Source organism: Empedobacter sp. EJD.6dd, assembly GCF_057369435.1.
Map to the genome: position 1 here is coordinate 3014975 of NZ_CM170667.1, position 18283 is coordinate 3033257.

Consider the following 18283-nt stretch of genomic DNA (forward strand, 5'->3'; position numbering starts at 1 on the left):
TATACAATTAATCAAGAAAACGAGTAAGATTAACATAACCGCTCAATAATATGACGGTTAAATCGAGAAAAAAGTTACAAAGGGCGTACGGCGGATGCCTAGGCTTTGAGAGGCGATGAAGGACGTGATAAGCTGCGATAAGCTACGGGGAGCGGCACATACGCATTAATCCGTAGATTTCCGAATGGGACAACCCGGCATGTTGAAGGCATGTCACCCAGCAATGGGAGCGAACGTTGGGAACTGAAACATCTAAGTACCAATAGGAAAAGAAATCAATTGAGATTCCGTAAGTAGTGGCGAGCGAACGCGGATTAGCCCTAAAGACTTTATAAGGATAACAGAATAACCTGGAAAGGTTAACCGTAGAGGGTGATAGTCCCGTAGGTGAAATTTTTATCTAGTTGATAACGAGTAAGGCGGAACACGAGAAATTCTGTCCGAATATGGGAGGACCATCTTCCAAGGCTAAATACTCCTCAAAGACCGATAGTGAACTAGTACTGTGAAGGAAAGGTGAAAAGTATCTCGAATAGAGAGTTGAAATAGAACCTGAAACCGTACGCCTACAAGCGGTCGGAGCACGTAAGTGTGACGGCGTGCCTTTTGCATAATGAGCCTACGAGTTAATGTTGCTGGCAAGGTTAAGGACTTCAGGTCCGGAGCCGTAGCGAAAGCGAGTCTGAATAGGGCGCTTAAGTCAGTAGTATTAGACGCGAAACCTTGTGATCTACCCATGGGCAGGTTGAAGCTTTGGTAACACAAAGTGGAGGACCGAACCGGTTGACGTTGAAAAGTCTTCGGATGACCTGTGGGTAGGGGTGAAAGGCCAATCAAACTAGGAAATAGCTCGTACTCCCCGAAATGCATTTAGGTGCAGCGTTTAGTTAAGTATATTAGAGGTAGAGCTACTGATTGGATGCGGGGGCTTCACCGCCTACCAATTCCTGACAAACTCCGAATGCTAATATATGTTTCTAGGCAGTGAGGGCATGGGTGCTAAGGTCCATGTCCGAGAGGGAAAGAACCCAGACCATCAGCTAAGGTCCCCAAATATATGCTAAGTTGAGAAAACGCGGTTGGATTGCATTGACAGCTAGGATGTTAGCTTGGAAGCAGCTATTCATTTAACGAGTGCGTAACAGCTCACTAGTCGAGCGATCCGGCATGGATAATAATCGGGCATAAGCATATTACCGAAGCTATGGATTTGTACTTATGTACATCTGGTAGGGGAGCATTCTAACGGCGCAGAAGTCACCTGGTAATGGGTGGTGGAGCTTTTAGAAAAGAAAATGTAGGCATGAGTAACGATAAAATAAGTGAGAAACTTATTCGCCGTAAGACTAAGGTTTCCTCAGCTATGCTAATCAGCTGAGGGTTAGTCGGGACCTAACACGAACCCTTTGGGGGTAGTGGATGGCAAACGGGTTAATATTCCCGTACCTGCACTCAATAAAAGTGACGAATGATTGTAGGAGGTGCGTACTGACGGAATAGTACGTTGAACCTACGTAAAGTAGGGATAGTACACGAAGGTTTCGGCTGGAGTGATAATCCTCTGAACATTGTTCCAAGAAATAGCGAGATGTGCAGCCCGTACCGTAAACCGACACAGGTGGTCGAGGAGAGTATCCTAAGGCGCTCGAGCGATTCATGGTTAAGGAATTAGGCAAAATAGACCTGTAACTTCGGGAGAAAGGTCGCTGACAGCAATGTCAGCCTCAGTAAAAAGGCCCAGGCGACTGTTTATCAAAAACACAGGACTCTGCAAAATAGAAATATGACGTATAGGGTCTGACACCTGCCCGGTGCTGGAAGGTTAAGGAAGGAGCTTAGAGGTAACTCGAAGGTTTTGACTGAAGCCCCAGTAAACGGCGGCCGTAACTATAACGGTCCTAAGGTAGCGAAATTCCTTGTCGGGTAAGTTCCGACCTGCACGAATGGTGTAACGATCTGGGCACTGTCTCAACCATGATCTCGGTGAAATTGTAGTATCGGTGAAGATGCCGGTTAATCGCAACGGGACGAAAAGACCCTGTGAACCTTTACTATAGCTTTGTATTGACTTCGGGTAAATAATGTGTAGGATAGGTGGGAGACTATGAAGCAGTATCGCTAGGTATTGTGGAGTCATTGTTGAAATACCACCCTTTATTTACTTGGAGCCTAACTTCCATTTGGAAGGACAGTGCATGGTGGGTAGTTTGACTGGGGTGGTCGCCTCCAAAAGAGTAACGGAGGCTTTCAAAGGTACCCTCAGCACGCTTGGTAACCGTGCGTAGAGTGTAATGGCATAAGGGTGCTTGACTGTGAGACCTACAAGTCGATCAGGTGCGAAAGCAGGACATAGTGATCCGGTGGTTCCGTATGGAAGGGCCATCGCTCAAAGGATAAAAGGTACTCCGGGGATAACAGGCTAGTCTCCCCCAAGAGCTCACATCGACGGGGAGGTTCGGCACCTCGATGTCGGCTCGTCACATCCTGGGGCTGGAGAAGGTCCCAAGGGTTGGGCTGTTCGCCCATTAAAGTGGCACGCGAGCTGGGTTCAGAACGTCGTGAGACAGTTCGGTCTCTATCTGTTGTGATCGTTAGAAGTTTGAGCGGAGTTGACTCTAGTACGAGAGGACCGTGTTGAACAAACCTCTGGTGTATCAGTTGTGCCGCCAGGTGCACCGCTGAGTAGCTACGTTTGGAAGAGATAAGCACTGAAAGCATATAAGTGCGAAACTCGCCGCAAGATTAGACTTCTTTAAAGGGTCGTTGTAGACTACAACGTTGATAGGCTATAGATGTAAAGGCAGTGATGTCATAGTCGAGTAGTACTAATTACCCATAGACTTTTTCGAAAGTACGAATCAGAGATAGTTGGTAGCAATACCAATAAAAATTAAATTAAAGATTAAATACTAACAAATGATTTAATCGTCATAGAGAAGGTTAGTTAATCTTATTTGGATTAAACATGTAATACCAGATTGTATAAAACTAGTAATGTCAAGCTATAATAGAAACTAATACCTATTTAAAAATATTAGGGTGACTATAGCTGCAGGGCTCACCTCTTCCCATTCCGAACAGAGAAGTTAAGCCTGCCTGCGCCGATGGTACTGCTATTGCGGGAGAGTAGGTCGTCGCCAGTTTTTATAAAGATCCTCAAGATTTATTTCTTGAGGATCTTTTTTTGTTGTTATACGTCGCGCTTTAGGCTGAACGTTTTAAGCTTTACGCATCTCCAAACTATGTTTTATAAAACAAGAAGCTTGCTTTCATCCAACAAGAGGCTTCTAATTAGTCAACGAGAAGCTTCTTCTTGATAAAAAGAAAGCTTCCTTTTTACAACTTACTCAGAACTTGAAAACACCCTTATGATAGTTTAACTTCTACTTCTATTCTGTAAGTCTTAAATCTTACGTCTTATAACTTATAACTTATAACTCAAAACTTAGAACTCAACCCGCGTTAGGGATAGTAGTGGAAATCCTTTTGTTTTTTGTACTTCGACAGGCTCAGCAACCCCAAAAAACAAAAGATTGGAACGGATAGCCCGACCGAGCTATATGTAAGACTTTTTTATTATCGAATGCTTATTAGAGAGGGAACGACCAAAAATATTTTTTACTTTAATTATAAAATATTTATTTACTTTTAACTATTATAATCTGTAGAATATATGAAACCATTTAACGTACGTATATATGCGTTATTAGAGCATAAGGGAAAAGTATTGGTCATTCATGAACCATTTCAGGGAAAGCTGATTTATAAGTTTCCTGGAGGTGGTTTGGAATTTGGTGAAGGAACTAAGCAATGTTTGATTCGTGAGTTTAAAGAAGAGCTAAATCTTGATGTTGAAATTAGTTCTCATTTTTATACTCAGGATTTTTTTGTATTAAATGCTTTTGATCCCTCTGAACAGGTTATTTTAATTTATTATAAAGCTACAATTACTGATAAGGCTTTAAGTCAATTAAAAATTTTGGATGCTGATATCAACGAATTGTTGTGGATAGAACCTCAGAATTTAGATGCAAAAAAGTTTACGTTAGATGCTGATAAAGTGGTTGTAGAAATGTATAAAAAAGAAAACTTCGAATCTTAAGATTCGAAGTTTATAATTTTTTGATCATCAAAATACTGGATAACTGCGTATTTCATCAATAAAGTTTGCTCATTTGTTTTAAGCGGTGGTAAATCTTCCAACAACTCAAAATGTGGCCAACCATCAGGGTCTTGTCCGTCAAATCGGTAAAATCCGAAAGGTTCTAACACTCGACAAACAGCAATGTGTAATAAATTAAGTTTATCATCTTTTTTGAATCGTTTTTTTCCTTGTCCTAATTCTTGAACACCGATTAAAAAAAGAATTGTATCTAAATCTGGTCGTTCTCCGTCAGTGAAATTTTGCATGAAGAATTCTTCAATTTGTTTCCACTTGTTGTTATTTGATGATGTTTCTTCTGTAAGTTTTGAAATATCCATTTAGAATTTACGTCCTTTGTGACGCATATGTGGGTTTTGTAATTGCGAATTACTTACGTTGAAACGTTTCATTTGATCGTTCATCATTTTGATTTGATCAGTAAACATTCCTTTCGAATCGTTTTTCTTCGCCTCTTTTATATAGCCTTCAGCTTCTTTCTTTTTACCTTTTGCCATTGCAGCACCTGCTAAAGATAAGTTTGCCATTGCTCTGTCATGATCAAAAGATAAACCGTAATTTAAAGCTTCTTTCATGTATTTTTCTGAAACAGAAACATTGTCTTGTGCTTCAGTAATTCCCATCATGTAATGGTAATATCCCATTTGTTTTGGGATTAATTGCGATGATGGATTGGTAATCTTTTGTAACCATTTTTTCGCTTTTGCCATATCCTCTTTACGTAAAAACCAGAATGCCAACAAAATGTTTTCATTTCTGAAATAAAATAAAATTGGAAATACAGCGACTAATAACGAAACAAATCCCCAACCGTATTCGCGAATGGTAAACAAAAAGATTGCTAAAGCGATTAATACAGCGGCGATTACTAATTTAATGTATTTGTTCATCGATTATAAATATGATTTGATATTATCTGCAATTTCAGTCATTTTCTCCGCAGATAATTGAAGTTTTGGATTTGAGAAATTGATATTGTCTATTGAATTTAGAGGAACCAAATGCACATGTACATGTGGTACCTCTAATCCAACAACTGATACGCCAATGCGTAAACAAGGTATTGCTTTTTCTATAGCTTGTGCAATTTCATATGAAAAGTCCATTAGACCTAAATATGTATCTTTATCTAAATCGAATATTTTATCGACTTCTTTTTTCGGAATTACTAATACATGACCTTCTACCAAAGGAAAAGCGTCCAAAATAGCGATATAATGATCGTTTTCGGCAATTTTGTATGATGGTATTTCTCCGTTTATAATTTTAGTGAAAATGCTTGCCATATGTTTTTTAATTTTTGAAATCTTAGTCCAAAGATATTTCTAAAATTTCAAAATTTAAAGTCATTCCGTTAGGTAATGTAATTTCTGCAATATCACCAAGAGATTTTCCTAATAATCCTTTTGCGATTGGAGTGTTCACAGAGATACGCATTTTAGCTAAATCAGCTTCAGATTCTGGTACTAAAGTGTACACTAATTCTTGATTGTTAGCTGTATTTTTTATTTTAACTTTTGATAATATAGATACTTTTGAATGGTCTAACTTAGATTCATCAATTACACGAGAATATGCTACAACTTCTTTTAATTTAGCAATTTGCATTTCTAACATTCCTTGAGCTTCTTTTGCAGCATCGTATTCTGCATTTTCAGATAAATCTCCTTTATCACGCGCATCAGCAATTTGTTGCGAAATCTTTGGACGCTCAAAAGTTTCTAACTGATGAAGCTCTTCACGTAACTTTTCTAATCCTTCTTTCGTTACATATTGTATATTTGCCATAACAACAATGTTTAATTAATTTTTTATTAAATAGTCATATAAAATAAATAATCCTACACATATAGTTGTTATGCGCAGGACTATTTTTATTTTTCTATTACAAAGATAGTAAAAAATATATACGAAATTAAAAATGAAAGAGTTTATTAAAACGATTCTAAATAAGGTTTTATTTTTTGGTGCATTTATCTTGATTTTACAATCTTGTAATTCGGATGATGGGACTGTAAGTTGTGTACCTTTAACAACTGTAAGTGTTTCTATTAATACCACATTACCTTTGTATTCTAATCTAAACAATCCTGGTGGATGGATATATGTAGATGGAGCAACAGCTGGCACTAGAGGTATAATTGTAGTCCGTACAGCTTCGGGATATAAAGCATACGATCGCAATGCACCCCATATTTGTCCAGGAGAAAAAACGACATTGTATGTGAAAAATGATATTAGCATAGTTTGTGATCAAGATGGATCTGAATGGATGTTGTTAACAGGGCAACCAACAAAAGTTGCAAATCGTGCTCCACGTACTTATCAGGTTTTTGCTAATCAAAATGGTGTGATAACTATTACGAATTAATAAATTTTAACTCAACTTATTAGTTCATGAAAACCATTGAGAATTCAAATTTATACTTCTTTATTATGCATGCATAAATTTTTTAGATTATTTTTGGATCAAATTATTTTTAAAAAAAGGTAATTTCGTTGTAAAGATTATACAAATCCACTATTTTTGGTAAATCAAAATTTTATCAATTAAAAAAGTAACAAGAATGAGCATTATTTCGCATATCCATGCAAGACAAATTTTAGATTCTCGCGGTAACCCAACTGTAGAAGTAGATGTAATCACAGAATCAGGTATATTAGGTCGTGCAGCTGTTCCATCTGGAGCATCTACAGGAGAATATGAAGCAGTAGAATTACGTGATGGCGGAGATTTATACTTAGGAAAAGGAGTATTAAAAGCGATCGAGAATGTAAATGAAGTTATTGCTCCAGAATTAATAGGTTTTTCAATTTTCGAACAAAATTTGATCGATCAAGTAATGATTGATTTGGACGGAACAGAAAATAAAGCAAAATTAGGTGCAAATGCAATTTTAGGTGTTTCTTTGGCAGTAGCTAAAGCAGCTGCAGAAGAATTAGGTTTACCATTATTTAGATATATCGGAGGTGTTAATGCAAACACATTACCAGTTCCTATGATGAATATTGTAAACGGTGGTTCTCACTCTGATGCGCCAATTGCTTTCCAAGAGTTTATGATTATGCCAGTACAGGCTGAATCTTTCTCTGATGCTTTACGTAAAGGAACTGAGGTTTTTCACTCATTAAAGAAAATTTTACACGATAGAGGTTTATCTACTGCAGTAGGTGACGAAGGTGGATTTGCACCAACTTTTGATGGTACAGAAGATGCTTTAGATACCGTAATTTCTGCAATAGAAAAAGCAGGTTACAAAGCAGGTGAAGAAATTATGATTGCTTTAGATTGTGCGTCATCAGAATTCTACCACGATGGAAAATATGACTATACAAAATTCGAAGGAGAGAAAGGAGCTATCCGTACTTCTGCAGAGCAAGCAGCTTATTTAGCAGAATTGACAGAGAAATATCCAATTATTTCTATCGAAGATGGTATGGATGAAAACGATTGGGAAGGTTGGAAAATCTTAACAGATAAAATCGGTAAACGTGTTCAGATTGTTGGAGACGATTTATTGGTGACGAATGTAACTAAATTAGAAAAAGCAATTGATGCTGAAACAGCAAATTCTATCTTAGTAAAATTTAATCAAATTGGTACGTTAACAGAAACAATCAAAGCGGTACAAATGGCACAAAATGCTCGTTACACAGCAGTAATGTCTCACCGTTCTGGGGAAACAGAAGATGCTACTATTGCTGATTTAGCAGTAGCATTAAACACAGGACAAATTAAAACTGGTTCTGCTTCTCGTTCTGATCGTATGGCAAAATACAATCAATTATTACGTATCGAAGAAATTCTTGGAGAGACTGCAATCTTCCCAGGTCTTAAGGCTTTTAAAATTAAGCGATAAAATTATTTCGGGCTGACAATTATCAGTCCCGAATTAATAAAATAATTGTAAATTACGCAATAAATAATATAAACTATAAAATGTCAGATAAGGTAATATTAAATTACAATGGAAATGAGTTGGAACTTCCAGTTACAACAGGATCAATGGACGAGAAATCTATTGACATTTCTAAGTTAAGAAGTGCTACTGGGTTAATCACGATGGATCCAGGGTATAAAAATACAGGATCATGTGAGTCTAAAATTACATTTTTAGATGGTGAAGAAGGGAAATTGATGTACCGTGGCTATCCTATTGAGCAATTAGCAGAGAAATCTTCTTTCGTAGAAGTGATGTATTTGTTAATCAAAGGAGAATTACCTACTCAAGCTGAATTAGATAAATTTGTAGCAGATATTAATGAGTACAACTATGTATCAGAAGATTTAATCAAAATTTTAGATGCATTCCCAAGTTCTGCTCACCCAATGGGAGTTTTAACTTCTTTGACAGCTGCTTTATCTGCATTCAACCCAAAATGTGTTGACGTTTCTTCTCCAGAAGATATGTACCGCGCTGCAGTTACTTTATTAGGTAAATTCCCTGTATTAGCGTCTTGGACTCAAAGAAAAATCAAAGGTTTACCAGTAAACTACTCTAACGATAAATTATCTTACGTAGAAAACTTTTATCAATTATTATTCAAAAAACCAGGTCAAGAATTAGAATTAGACCCAGTTATTATTGATGCAATTGATAAACTATTAATCTTACACGCAGATCACGAACAAAACTGTTCTACATCAAGTGTACGTTTAGTAGGATCTTCTCACGCAGGTTTATTTGCTTCAATCTCTGGTGGTATCTCAGCTTTATGGGGACCATTACACGGAGGTGCTAACCAAGCAGTATTAGAAATGTTAGAAGCGATCAAAAATGATGGTGGAGATGTTGAAAAATACTTAGCGAAAGCAAAAGATAAAAACGATCCATTCCGTTTAATGGGATTCGGACACCGTGTTTATAAAAACTTTGACCCTCGTGCGAAAATCATCAAAGTTGCTGCTGACAACGTTTTAGAAAAATTAGGAATCAACGATCCTATTTTAGATATTGCGAAAAAATTAGAAAAAGCTGCTTTAGAAGACGAGTATTTCAAATCAAGAAACTTATATCCAAACGTAGATTTCTATTCAGGAATTATCTACAAAGCGTTAGATATCCCTACAGAAATGTTTACAGTAATGTTTGCTGTTGGACGTCTACCAGGATGGATTGCACAATGGATGGAAATGCGCGAAACGAATCAACCTATTGGTCGTCCTCGTCAATTATATACAGGAGCTCCATTACGTGATTACGTTAACATCGAAAACAGATAAGAACTTTCTTATTGACTATACAATCCGAAAATCAAATCTTGATTTTCGGATTTTTTTATAATAAATTTTTAGAGTTTATTTGTTTAAAATGTGCTAAAAACTTATATTTAAGTGAATTAAATTTTATCCACATGAAATTTGAGAAAATACATAATAAAGGTCAAGCACAAATCTTCGAAAATAAATACCTCGAAATGTTGACAAAAGGTCATCCCGCAGTTATTTGGGGAATGTATATTCCGTTACTTTCTTATTGTATTTATTATGGAATTTCTCGGTACAATTTATCTACAATAACGGTTATTTCATTTTTTTTTGGTGCCATGTTATTTTGGACTTTGTTCGAATATTTTGCTCATCGTTATCTTTTCCATTGGACAGCAGAACAAAAAAGTTTGAAACGAATTGTTTATATTTTTCATGGTAATCATCACCATTATCCACGCGATAAACAACGTCTTTTTATGCCTCCAGTGCCGAGTATTATTTTGGCGTCAATTATATTTTTTATTCAATATTTAATTCTCGGAAAATATACATTTGCTTTCTTTCCTGGTTTTATGATTGGTTATTTATTGTATGCGTCTATGCATTATTTGATTCATGCTGTTGCGCCGCCTTTCATGTTTATGAAACCTCTTTGGCGCAATCATCATTTGCATCATTACAAAGACGAAGAGTTGGGTTTTGGAGTTTCTAATACCTTTTGGGATCGTGTTTTTGGTACAATGTTCGATCTGAAAAATGAAAAAGAAGACAAAGAAAAAGTAAAAGAATTGATGTTTGAGAAGAGAAAATAATAAACTTGTTTAAACTTTCAAATAATGATTTTTAAATATTCAGCTAGTTTTCCTTTATTAAGGATTGAAAAAAAAAGGTATTTAAAGCTTTTACGTTAATAAAATTGAATAAGCGTAGGATATTAATGATTTAATGAACGTATGTGAATTTTTAAATCATTTCCGAAGTGTTGATAATTTTTAGTCAAAGATTTATAACCTTGATTTTTTTGTTTCGTTTTTTTATCAAGAAAAAAATGAAAATAAAAAGAGATTAAAGAGTTATATCACGTTTTGTATAGTAAAAAAGTTTAAACAACTATAATATGAATAGTATCAAAACTATAATACATCTATTGTTATTTTCTAATTTACTTTTTGCTCAAAAGAAAGATGAAGATTTTTCTGCTGAATTAGTTGTTTTAAATGACGTAAGCTTAAAGGAAATAATTTCTGAAATAAATCTTTATGAAAAATGTAAAAGAGAGGGGTATGTTTGGGTTTTAGATTTTAGAAAGGAAGATTATATTGAATTAACAAGTTCAAAGAAAAGTAAACTACTTCGACCAAATACTAATATTTTTAGTACAATGTTGAGTGATGAAATTGTGTTTATCATTTTGAAAAAAGATAAGTCAATTTCAATAGAAAAAACAGGATTTAAGATTGATCTCAACAGATATAATTTTTATGATGTATCAACAGGTCCTATTGTTTCTTCTTGGTATCTTAAAGAAGTAAAAGGTAAAACGGAATTGATAAAAGAAGATATCTATCCTTGTGTATATAATTAGATGTTATTTTGAAAATTGTAATTATTATAAAAATTTAATTATCTTCCGTCAAATTATCACACTTAGAAAAATGAAAAAATATACTTTCCTTGCAATTGGATTGCTTGCTTTCAATCAAGCTAATGCTCAATATTCAAAAGAAAATCAAAAGAAATATGTAGAAGAATTAGCTTCTGATGCTATGCAGGGTCGAAAATTTGGAACACCAGAAAATCGTTTGGCTGCTGAATTGATTGCAGAAAAATTTAAACAAAATAAGCTAAAACCTTGTGTAGGAGATTCATATTTAATCGAATTTGAATATAAAGGTAAAACAGGACAAAATGTTTGTGGAATAAAAGAGGGAAAATCGTCTGAAATTTATGCTGTAGGTGCTCATTTTGATCATATCGGAACTAATGATAGTGATGCAGATAAAGTATTTAATGGTGCCGATGATAATGCGAGTGGAACTTCTGCTGTAATGGCTTTATCTGATTATTTTAAGAATAAAAAAGTGAAGCAAACAATGATGTTTATGGCTTTTGATGCAGAGGAAATAGGCTTAATTGGTTCTAAAATGTTGGTAGAAAATACAGATTTTCAAACGTATTTACCAAACATGAAAGTGATGCTGAATTTAGAAATGATAGGTACTGTTTCTGCATTTGGTGAAGGAAAAGTATATATGACAGGAAGTGATCGTTCTGATTTGATGAGTTTGATGAACAAAAATTCTTCCAAAACATTCAAGGTTGAAAATGATCCTTATTTACAACAACAATTATTTTTCCGCTCAGATAATGTCAATTTCGTGAATCATAAAGTAGTTTCGCATGCGCTTTCGTCTGTGAATATGGAAAACCAGAAACATTATCATCAAAAAAATGATGAGATTTCGGTGATTAATTTTGATAATCTTTCAGAAATCACACAAGGAATTGCAAATTCATTATATGGAATGATGAAGAAAAATGAAGCTCCAAAATATTTAAAATAAAGATTTAATCCGTTCAATTTGAACGGATTTTTTTATTACCTTTTGTTGTCATAAAACTATTATATGGAAGGCTACTTAGGAATTGTGTTACGTTGTATTTCGGTTTATTTTTTTATGCTGATAGCGTTAAGAATTTTTGGAAAGCAACAATTATCACAATTGAATACAGCAGATGTTATTTTGATTTTATTGATTAGTAATGCGGTTCAGAATGCAATGGTAGGTTCAGATTCGAGTTTGCAAGGAGGTTTGATTGCTGCTTTTGTATTATTTCTTTTGAATTTTGTGGTGAAAAGAATTTTATTGAAAAATAAGTTTTTAGGAAATTTAATCGAACAAAAAGCTGAAATTCTGATCAAAGATGGAAGAGCAGATTTTACAATGTTGAGTAAATTGGGAATTAATTCGGAAGAATTGAATGAGGCGATGCGCGAACATGGCGTAGAACATATAAAAGATGTGAAATTGGCGATGATGGAAATTGATGGAAATATTTCGATTGTGACGACAGACAAAAATCAATTTAAAGAAACTCATTATAAACGCAAACATAGCCACAAGAATTTACAAGGCGCAAATTAAAGAGAAAATTATCTACTAAAAATTATACTTATGAATAAAATTATCAATCCATTAAGTTATTGCATTCTTGCAATTTTATTGTTTTTGATTCTTTCGGTTAACTTTTTCCCGATAGAAGGTTTGGAAAAATTATACAAATATATAATTGTATTGATAGTTCTTTATGTTGTATTGCGACTATTAAAACATTTTGTATACAAAGAAAAAAAACAATAAATGAGTGAAGTTATGAATGGAATTATTAAGCAATTCCAATATTATAAACAATTAGGTGAAAAAACCTTTTCGCAATTAAATGAAGAAGATTTATTTTGGCAATACAATGAAAATTCGAATAGTATTGCAATTATCGTAAATCATTTAGCTGGAAATATGTTGTCACGCTGGACTGATTTTTTGACTACAGATGGAGAAAAAGAGTGGCGAAATCGAGATCAAGAATTTGAAGATATAATTAAAACTAAAGAACAACTTTTAGAGAAATGGAATAATGGGTGGAATTGTTTATTTGAAGCACTTTCTCAAATAAAAACAGATAAAGATTTGGAACAAATTATTTTTATCAGAAACGAAGGACATACCGTTTTAGAAGCTATAAATCGTCAACTGGCTCATTATCCATATCATGTTGGTCAAATTGTTTTTATTGGAAAGATGTTAAAAGACAATGAATGGTATTCACTTTCAATCCCAAAAAATAAATCATCTGATTATAATCAAACTAAATTTTCTTCCGACAAAAAAACTCAACATTTTACAGATGAGTTTTTGAAAGATGAAAATAAATAAGGTTTTTTTAAATAATCTGTTTATTATTTAAAGATATTGGGAAGATATTCAACAGATGATTCTATATAATAAGTTTTATTATTCCTTAATATTTCAAGATTTATATTTGCTTTTGTATCAATAATTTCTTTTTTCCATAAAATATCATCGCCTAATTTTTCAACAGGAATAGTATTTATTTTTATTATTTGATCTTTAATTTTTAATCCATTTTTTGCAGCTTTAGAGTTTAAATATAGAGAAGTGACAATCCATCCTTTATGAATATCAGTTCTATCTATAATTGAAAAACCTAAAGTGTTTTTATTGAAACTTTTATCTAAGCTTTGAGTTTCTTTCAAATACAAAAAAAAATTTTGTCGATCAAAAATAAGATCAAATTTATCAAGTATTTCATTTCCAATAGTACCTGTATAACTAGGATTAGCTAGTGCACCTAATTTATCAGTTGATATATCAATAATTGTATTTTTTAAAATGAAATTTTGTATTTTAATTAAATTTGAAATAGTGGTAAAACCTGTACTTTCTCCACCGATTCCTCCAGAAATATAATTACTTTTTTTGCTTATTCGATTAGCATTAACAATACCACTATTTATGGTTATTGTACCAGGATATCCTGTGTCAATCATAAATAATCCTTTTATTTTAGTTGAATCTAATTTGATTTCAGTCTCAATAAAAAAACGATTATCTTTTATGATAAGAGGTAGTTTTTTGTAATGTTTTAAAACGGAATTGTTAATTGTATCATATAAAATCATTTTTTGATTTTTATAATCAAGTTGAATTTTTTTATTCATGAAAAAATTTAAACCAAATATTCCATTTCCCCTTTTACCTACAATATTTTTGATATCAATTATAGGTGTAATCTTTGATGAATATTCATCTTGATTATCTATTTTAAAATTTATAGAATCGATAATAACTCTAACAATTTTTTTATTTTCTCCTGCTCCTGATATTTTTCCTTTAGCAACTTTTTTATCTTTTAAAAAAAGATTGTTTTTATAATAAATACTATCAATATATAAATCGGAACTACCTGTGTCAAAAATAAAGCTTCTATTTTTATCATTATCTTTTTTTGAATTTAAAAGAATATCGAAATATAAATGACTACCATAGTAATTTAACTTATACTCTTTGTTTGTTTGCGAACAAGAAAAAAAACTAAATGTTAGAAATAATAAAAATATTTTGAACTTCATTATATTTTGTTATTTAATTATAAAAGCTCCATTCGGAGCTTTCTATTTATGCTTGACTTTCGTCTTTTTGTAATAATAATTTATAAATCAATCCTCCTACAATTGCACCAGCGATTGGTGCAACCCAGAATAACCATAATTGCGTTAAAGGTTCACCGCCTACAAAAATAGCTTGTGATGTAGAACGGGCAGGATTTACAGATGTGTTAGTGATTGGAATAGAAATTAAATGAATTAATGTTAAAGCCAAACCAATTGCGATTCCAGCAAATTTTCCGTTTGCAAATTTATCTGTTGCACCTAAAATTACAATTAAGAAGAAAGCTGTTAAAACAAATTCTGCTATAAATGCAGCTTGCAAGCTATAGCCATGTGGAGAAAAGGCTCCATATCCATTCGATGCAAAAGCACCAGCTTTGGTATTGTCAATTGCAAAATCTGAGTTTCCAGATGCGATTAAGTATAATACACCAGCTGCAGCAATACCACCTAAAACTTGAGAAATAATGTAAGGTGCTAATTGTTTTGCATCAAAACGACCACCAGCAACTAAACCGAAAGATACGGCTGGATTGAAATGCCCTCCCGAAATATGTCCTACCGCATAAGCCATTGTCAATACTGTTAAACCAAAGGCAAGTGAAACGCCTGCATATCCAATTCCTAATTCGGGAATACCAGCTGCAAAGATTGCACTACCACAACCTCCGAAAACTAGCCAAAATGTACCGAAAAACTCGGCTGCATAATTTTTCATATTTATTTTTCTAATAGATTAGTGATAGTGAATTTAAGAAAATTTTAAGAATTAAAAACATTTTTAAGTTAAAATGCATAAAAAAATCGCTCCGAAATTTTTCGGAACGATTTTATATTTAATGAAAATCTATTTTTTATTAATCCATATAAGCCTCAATTGGCGCACATGTACAGATTAAGTTACGATCTCCGTAAGCATCATCAATACGAGAAACAGATGCAAAGAATTTACGTTCGCGAACCCATTCTGCAGGATATGCAGCTTTAGAACGAGAGTAAGGATATTCCCACTCATCTGCTGTAATCAAGTGAATTGGGTGAGGTGCGTTATGTAATACGTTGTTGTCAACTGGATAATCTCCGTTTGCAACTTCATCAATTTCTTGACGAATAGATATTAATGCATCACAAAAACGATCTAATTCTGCTTTGTTTTCAGATTCTGTAGGTTCTACCATCAATGTTCCAGCAACTGGGAAAGATACTGTCGGCGCGTGGAATCCGTAATCAATCAAACGTTTTGCAATATCAGTAACTTCAATACCTGCTTTTTTGAATGGACGACAATCTAAGATAAATTCGTGTGCCACTACATTGTTTGCATTTGTATATAAGATATCAAAATGTTTCTCTAAACGAGTTTTCATGTAATTAGCATTTAAAATTGCACCTTGTGTTGCTTTCAATAAACCTTCAGCACCTAACATTAAAATGTAAGAATAAGAAATAGGTAAAATGAACGCAGAACCATAAGGCGCCGCAGCAAATGTATTTGTCGCTTCTTTTCCTCCAGTTTCGATTAATGGAGAAGATCCTAAGAAAGGAGCTAAGTGTGCTTTAACACAAATTGGTCCTACACCAGGTCCACCACCTCCATGAGGAATAGCGAATGTTTTGTGTAAGTTTAAGTGACAAACGTCTGCACCAATATTTCCTGGAGAAGTTAATCCAACTTGTGCATTCATATTTGCACCGTCCATATAAACTTGACCTCCATAAGCGTGAATCATTTCTGTAACTTCTTCGATATTGCTATCAAAAGCGCCATAAGTTGATGGATAAGTAATCATCAATGCAGCTAAGTTATCTTTGTATTTTTCACATTTTTCTTTCAAGTCCACTAAATCTGTTTCACCAGATTCTAAGTTTTTCACAACAACAACTTGCATTCCTGCCATTGCAGCAGAAGCAGGGTTAGTTCCGTGAGCAGATTGTGGAATTAAAGCTACATTTCTGTGTCCTTCTCCTCTTGCTTCAAAATAAGAACGGATTACCATCAATCCTGCATATTCTCCTTGCGCACCAGAGTTTGGTTGTAAAGAAGTTGCATCAAAACCAGTGATTACAGCTAAATAATCTTCTAAGTTTTTAATTAATGTTTGGTAACCTTCTACTTGATCTTTAGGTGTGAAAGGGTGTACATTCCCCATTCTTTCCCAAGACATGTGCAATAATTCTGTTGCAGCATTCAATTTCATTGTACAAGAACCTAATGCAATCATCGATTGGTTAAGAGCCAAATCTTTACGCTCTAAACGTTTGATATAACGCATTAATTCAGTTTCTGTATGATATAAATTGAAGTTTTCGTGAGTTAAGAAATCAGAAGTTCTGATTAAATCTTGAGGTAAATAAGAATCATCTACTTCAAATTCGAAACCATCTTCTGTATTTTTAATTGTTGCAAAAACACTTAAAATTTCGAAAATATCTTCTTCAGAAGTCATTTCATCAATTGTGATTGAAATTTTTCCGTTTTCGAATCCATTTACATTGATTTCTTCTTCATTAAAAATCTTAACGATTTCGTCAGAGTTTTCTACCTCGATTTGTACAGTATCAAAGAATTCAGTATTAACTGTTTTGAATCCTAAATGTTGTACTCCAGCATTTAAAATTCCAGCTTTTGTATGAATTTCGTTTGCGATATACTGTAAACCATCTTTACCATGGTAAACTGCATAGAAAGAAGCCATAACAGCTAACAATACTTGCGCTGTACAAATATTAGAAGTTGCTTTTTCACGTTTAATATGTTGCTCGCGCGTTTGTAAAGCCATACGTAAAGCATAGTTTCCTAAACGGTCTTGAGAAACACCAATAATACGTCCCGGAATTACACGTTTGTATTCTTCTGTACAAGATAAGAATGCAGCGTGTGGTCCTCCGTATCCCATAGGAACACCAAAACGTTGAGATGTACCAATTGCGATATCAGCTCCCCATTCACCTGGAGGTGTTAATAATGTTAATGCTAATAAATCTGTTGCTACAGCAATTTTCACATTAACAGCATTTGCTTTTTCTACAAATGATTTATAGTTATTGATTTGTCCTCCTTTTCCGATGTATTGTACAATCGCTCCGAAGAATTCTTCAGTTATTTTAGTTGTTTCAAAGTTTCCAATAACCAATTCAATTCCTAAACCGTGTGCTTTAGTTTCTAAAACAGCTACAGATTGTGGAAATAAATTATCAGCTACAAAAAATTTGATAATATTGTTTTTCTTTTGATCACGAGAACGAGATTCAAATAACATGTGCATTGCTTCACCACAAGCAGTTCCTTCATCTAATAAAGAAGCATTTGCGATAGGTAAACCTGTTAAGTCAGAGATAACCGTTTGGAAATTTAATAAAGCTTCTAAACGTCCTTGAGCAATTTCTGCCTGGTATGGAGTATAAGCAGTATACCAACCTGTATTTTCTAAGACATTACGTTGAATTGGCGCTGGTAAAATTGTACCATAATATCCATATCCAAGATAATTTTTTACTTTTTTATTTTTAGAAGCGATTTCAGCTAAATGATTAATAGCTTCAAATTCTGATAAAGCTTCTGGTAAATCTAAAGCATTTTTCAATCGAATGTTTTGAGGAACTGTAGCCTCAATTAAAGAATCAATAGAATCTTTCCCAATTACAGAAAGCATTTCTGCTGCTTGCTGCGCATTGTTTCCAATATGTCTAATGGAAAAATCGTTTGTGTTCATTGTGT

Annotated in this window: 16 protein-coding genes and 2 rRNA genes; 11 read left to right on the forward strand and 7 right to left on the reverse strand. The window is 33.8% G+C overall.

All coding sequences use genetic code 11. The features are described 5' to 3' along the window. Positions 1–67 precede the first annotated feature (67 nt). The 3 genes from AC2I98_RS14150 to AC2I98_RS14160 all read left to right on the forward strand — a co-directional run bounded on the left by AC2I98_RS14150 (position 68) and on the right by AC2I98_RS14160 (position 4102). Positions 68–2849, forward strand: a 23S ribosomal RNA gene (locus AC2I98_RS14150). Between the two features lie 186 nt (positions 2850–3035). Next, positions 3036–3143, forward strand: a 5S ribosomal RNA gene (gene rrf / locus AC2I98_RS14155). A gap of 530 nt (positions 3144–3673) precedes the next feature. Then, positions 3674–4102, forward strand: a complete 429-nt coding sequence (locus tag AC2I98_RS14160; RefSeq protein WP_486412285.1) for an NUDIX hydrolase — start codon at positions 3674–3676, stop codon at positions 4100–4102. Here AC2I98_RS14160 and AC2I98_RS14165 read toward each other — a convergent pair. The 4 genes from AC2I98_RS14165 to greA are packed head-to-tail and all read right to left on the reverse strand — an operon-like array spanning position 4099 to position 5950. Then, a complete protein-coding gene (locus tag AC2I98_RS14165; RefSeq protein WP_486412286.1) occupies positions 4099–4482 on the reverse strand; it encodes a hypothetical protein in 384 nt (127 codons plus the stop codon). The genes AC2I98_RS14160 and AC2I98_RS14165 overlap by 4 nt on opposite strands. Beyond that, positions 4483–5052: a tetratricopeptide repeat protein gene (locus tag AC2I98_RS14170; protein ID WP_486412287.1), complete on the reverse strand. Its 570-nt coding sequence runs from the start codon at positions 5050–5052 to the stop codon at positions 4483–4485. 3 nt (positions 5053–5055) lie between these two features. Beyond that, entirely contained in the window at positions 5056–5448 is a 393-nt protein-coding gene (locus AC2I98_RS14175) for an HIT family protein (RefSeq protein ID WP_486412288.1), read from the reverse strand. Between the two features lie 22 nt (positions 5449–5470). Beyond that, positions 5471–5950: a transcription elongation factor GreA gene (greA, locus tag AC2I98_RS14180; RefSeq protein ID WP_486412289.1), complete on the reverse strand. Its 480-nt coding sequence runs from the start codon at positions 5948–5950 to the stop codon at positions 5471–5473. Between the two features lie 133 nt (positions 5951–6083). Between greA and AC2I98_RS14185 the strand changes: the two genes are divergently transcribed. From AC2I98_RS14185 to AC2I98_RS14220, 8 genes are all read left to right on the forward strand, one after another. Continuing rightward, positions 6084–6533: a hypothetical protein gene (locus tag AC2I98_RS14185; RefSeq protein ID WP_486412290.1), complete on the forward strand. Its 450-nt coding sequence runs from the start codon at positions 6084–6086 to the stop codon at positions 6531–6533. Positions 6534–6729: 196 nt separating this feature from the next. Beyond that, a complete protein-coding gene (eno, locus tag AC2I98_RS14190) occupies positions 6730–8022 on the forward strand; it encodes a phosphopyruvate hydratase (RefSeq protein ID WP_486412291.1) in 1293 nt (430 codons plus the stop codon). Positions 8023–8102: 80 nt separating this feature from the next. After that, positions 8103–9386, forward strand: coding sequence for a citrate synthase (locus AC2I98_RS14195; RefSeq protein ID WP_486412292.1), 1284 nt, complete (start codon positions 8103–8105; stop codon positions 9384–9386). 131 nt (positions 9387–9517) lie between these two features. Continuing rightward, positions 9518–10186 carry a sterol desaturase family protein gene (locus AC2I98_RS14200; RefSeq protein ID WP_486412293.1) on the forward strand — a complete coding sequence of 223 codons (669 nt, stop codon included), beginning with the start codon at positions 9518–9520 and terminating at the stop codon, positions 10184–10186. A 305-nt stretch (positions 10187–10491) separates the two neighbouring features. Further along, complete coding sequence (locus AC2I98_RS14205) at positions 10492–10959, forward strand: hypothetical protein (protein ID WP_486412294.1); 468 nt, start codon at positions 10492–10494, stop codon at positions 10957–10959. Between the two features lie 70 nt (positions 10960–11029). Next, positions 11030–11938, forward strand: coding sequence for a M28 family metallopeptidase (locus AC2I98_RS14210; protein ID WP_486412295.1), 909 nt, complete (start codon positions 11030–11032; stop codon positions 11936–11938). Positions 11939–12001: 63 nt separating this feature from the next. Beyond that, positions 12002–12520, forward strand: coding sequence for a DUF421 domain-containing protein (locus AC2I98_RS14215; protein ID WP_486412296.1), 519 nt, complete (start codon positions 12002–12004; stop codon positions 12518–12520). A 216-nt stretch (positions 12521–12736) separates the two neighbouring features. Further along, a complete protein-coding gene (locus tag AC2I98_RS14220; protein ID WP_486412297.1) occupies positions 12737–13309 on the forward strand; it encodes a DUF1572 family protein in 573 nt (190 codons plus the stop codon). A 23-nt stretch (positions 13310–13332) separates the two neighbouring features. Here the strand turns inward: AC2I98_RS14220 and AC2I98_RS14225 are convergent, their stop codons facing one another. The 3 genes from AC2I98_RS14225 to gcvP all read right to left on the reverse strand — a co-directional run bounded on the left by AC2I98_RS14225 (position 13333) and on the right by gcvP (position 18278). Continuing rightward, positions 13333–14526 (reverse strand): PDZ domain-containing protein, encoded by a 1194-nt coding sequence (locus AC2I98_RS14225; protein ID WP_486412298.1) that lies wholly within the window; start codon positions 14524–14526, stop codon positions 13333–13335. A gap of 46 nt (positions 14527–14572) precedes the next feature. Then, positions 14573–15283 (reverse strand): aquaporin Z, encoded by a 711-nt coding sequence (gene aqpZ / locus AC2I98_RS14230; protein ID WP_486412299.1) that lies wholly within the window; start codon positions 15281–15283, stop codon positions 14573–14575. A gap of 139 nt (positions 15284–15422) precedes the next feature. Next, entirely contained in the window at positions 15423–18278 is a 2856-nt protein-coding gene (gene gcvP, locus AC2I98_RS14235; protein WP_486412300.1) for an aminomethyl-transferring glycine dehydrogenase, read from the reverse strand. Positions 18279–18283: the final 5 nt, after the last annotated feature.

Excerpts from the sequence above, each read along its gene's own strand:
- AC2I98_RS14205 (WP_486412294.1), top strand. The coding sequence starts at position 10,492 with ATGAATAGTATCAAAACTATAATACATCTATTGTTATTTTCTAATTTA.
- gcvP (WP_486412300.1), bottom strand. The coding sequence starts at position 18,278 with ATGAACACAAACGATTTTTCCATTAGACATATTGGAAACAATGCGCAG.
- eno (WP_486412291.1), top strand. The coding sequence starts at position 6,730 with ATGAGCATTATTTCGCATATCCATGCAAGACAAATTTTAGATTCTCGC.
- aqpZ (WP_486412299.1), bottom strand. The coding sequence starts at position 15,283 with ATGAAAAATTATGCAGCCGAGTTTTTCGGTACATTTTGGCTAGTTTTC.
- AC2I98_RS14175 (WP_486412288.1), bottom strand. The coding sequence starts at position 5,448 with ATGGCAAGCATTTTCACTAAAATTATAAACGGAGAAATACCATCATAC.
- AC2I98_RS14160 (WP_486412285.1), top strand. The coding sequence starts at position 3,674 with ATGAAACCATTTAACGTACGTATATATGCGTTATTAGAGCATAAGGGA.
- AC2I98_RS14185 (WP_486412290.1), top strand. The coding sequence starts at position 6,084 with ATGAAAGAGTTTATTAAAACGATTCTAAATAAGGTTTTATTTTTTGGT.
- AC2I98_RS14215 (WP_486412296.1), top strand. The coding sequence starts at position 12,002 with ATGGAAGGCTACTTAGGAATTGTGTTACGTTGTATTTCGGTTTATTTT.
- AC2I98_RS14220 (WP_486412297.1), top strand. The coding sequence starts at position 12,737 with ATGAGTGAAGTTATGAATGGAATTATTAAGCAATTCCAATATTATAAA.
- greA (WP_486412289.1), bottom strand. The coding sequence starts at position 5,950 with ATGGCAAATATACAATATGTAACGAAAGAAGGATTAGAAAAGTTACGT.
- AC2I98_RS14200 (WP_486412293.1), top strand. The coding sequence starts at position 9,518 with ATGAAATTTGAGAAAATACATAATAAAGGTCAAGCACAAATCTTCGAA.
- AC2I98_RS14225 (WP_486412298.1), bottom strand. The coding sequence starts at position 14,526 with ATGAAGTTCAAAATATTTTTATTATTTCTAACATTTAGTTTTTTTTCT.
- AC2I98_RS14195 (WP_486412292.1), top strand. The coding sequence starts at position 8,103 with ATGTCAGATAAGGTAATATTAAATTACAATGGAAATGAGTTGGAACTT.
- AC2I98_RS14165 (WP_486412286.1), bottom strand. The coding sequence starts at position 4,482 with ATGGATATTTCAAAACTTACAGAAGAAACATCATCAAATAACAACAAG.
- AC2I98_RS14210 (WP_486412295.1), top strand. The coding sequence starts at position 11,030 with ATGAAAAAATATACTTTCCTTGCAATTGGATTGCTTGCTTTCAATCAA.
- AC2I98_RS14170 (WP_486412287.1), bottom strand. The coding sequence starts at position 5,052 with ATGAACAAATACATTAAATTAGTAATCGCCGCTGTATTAATCGCTTTA.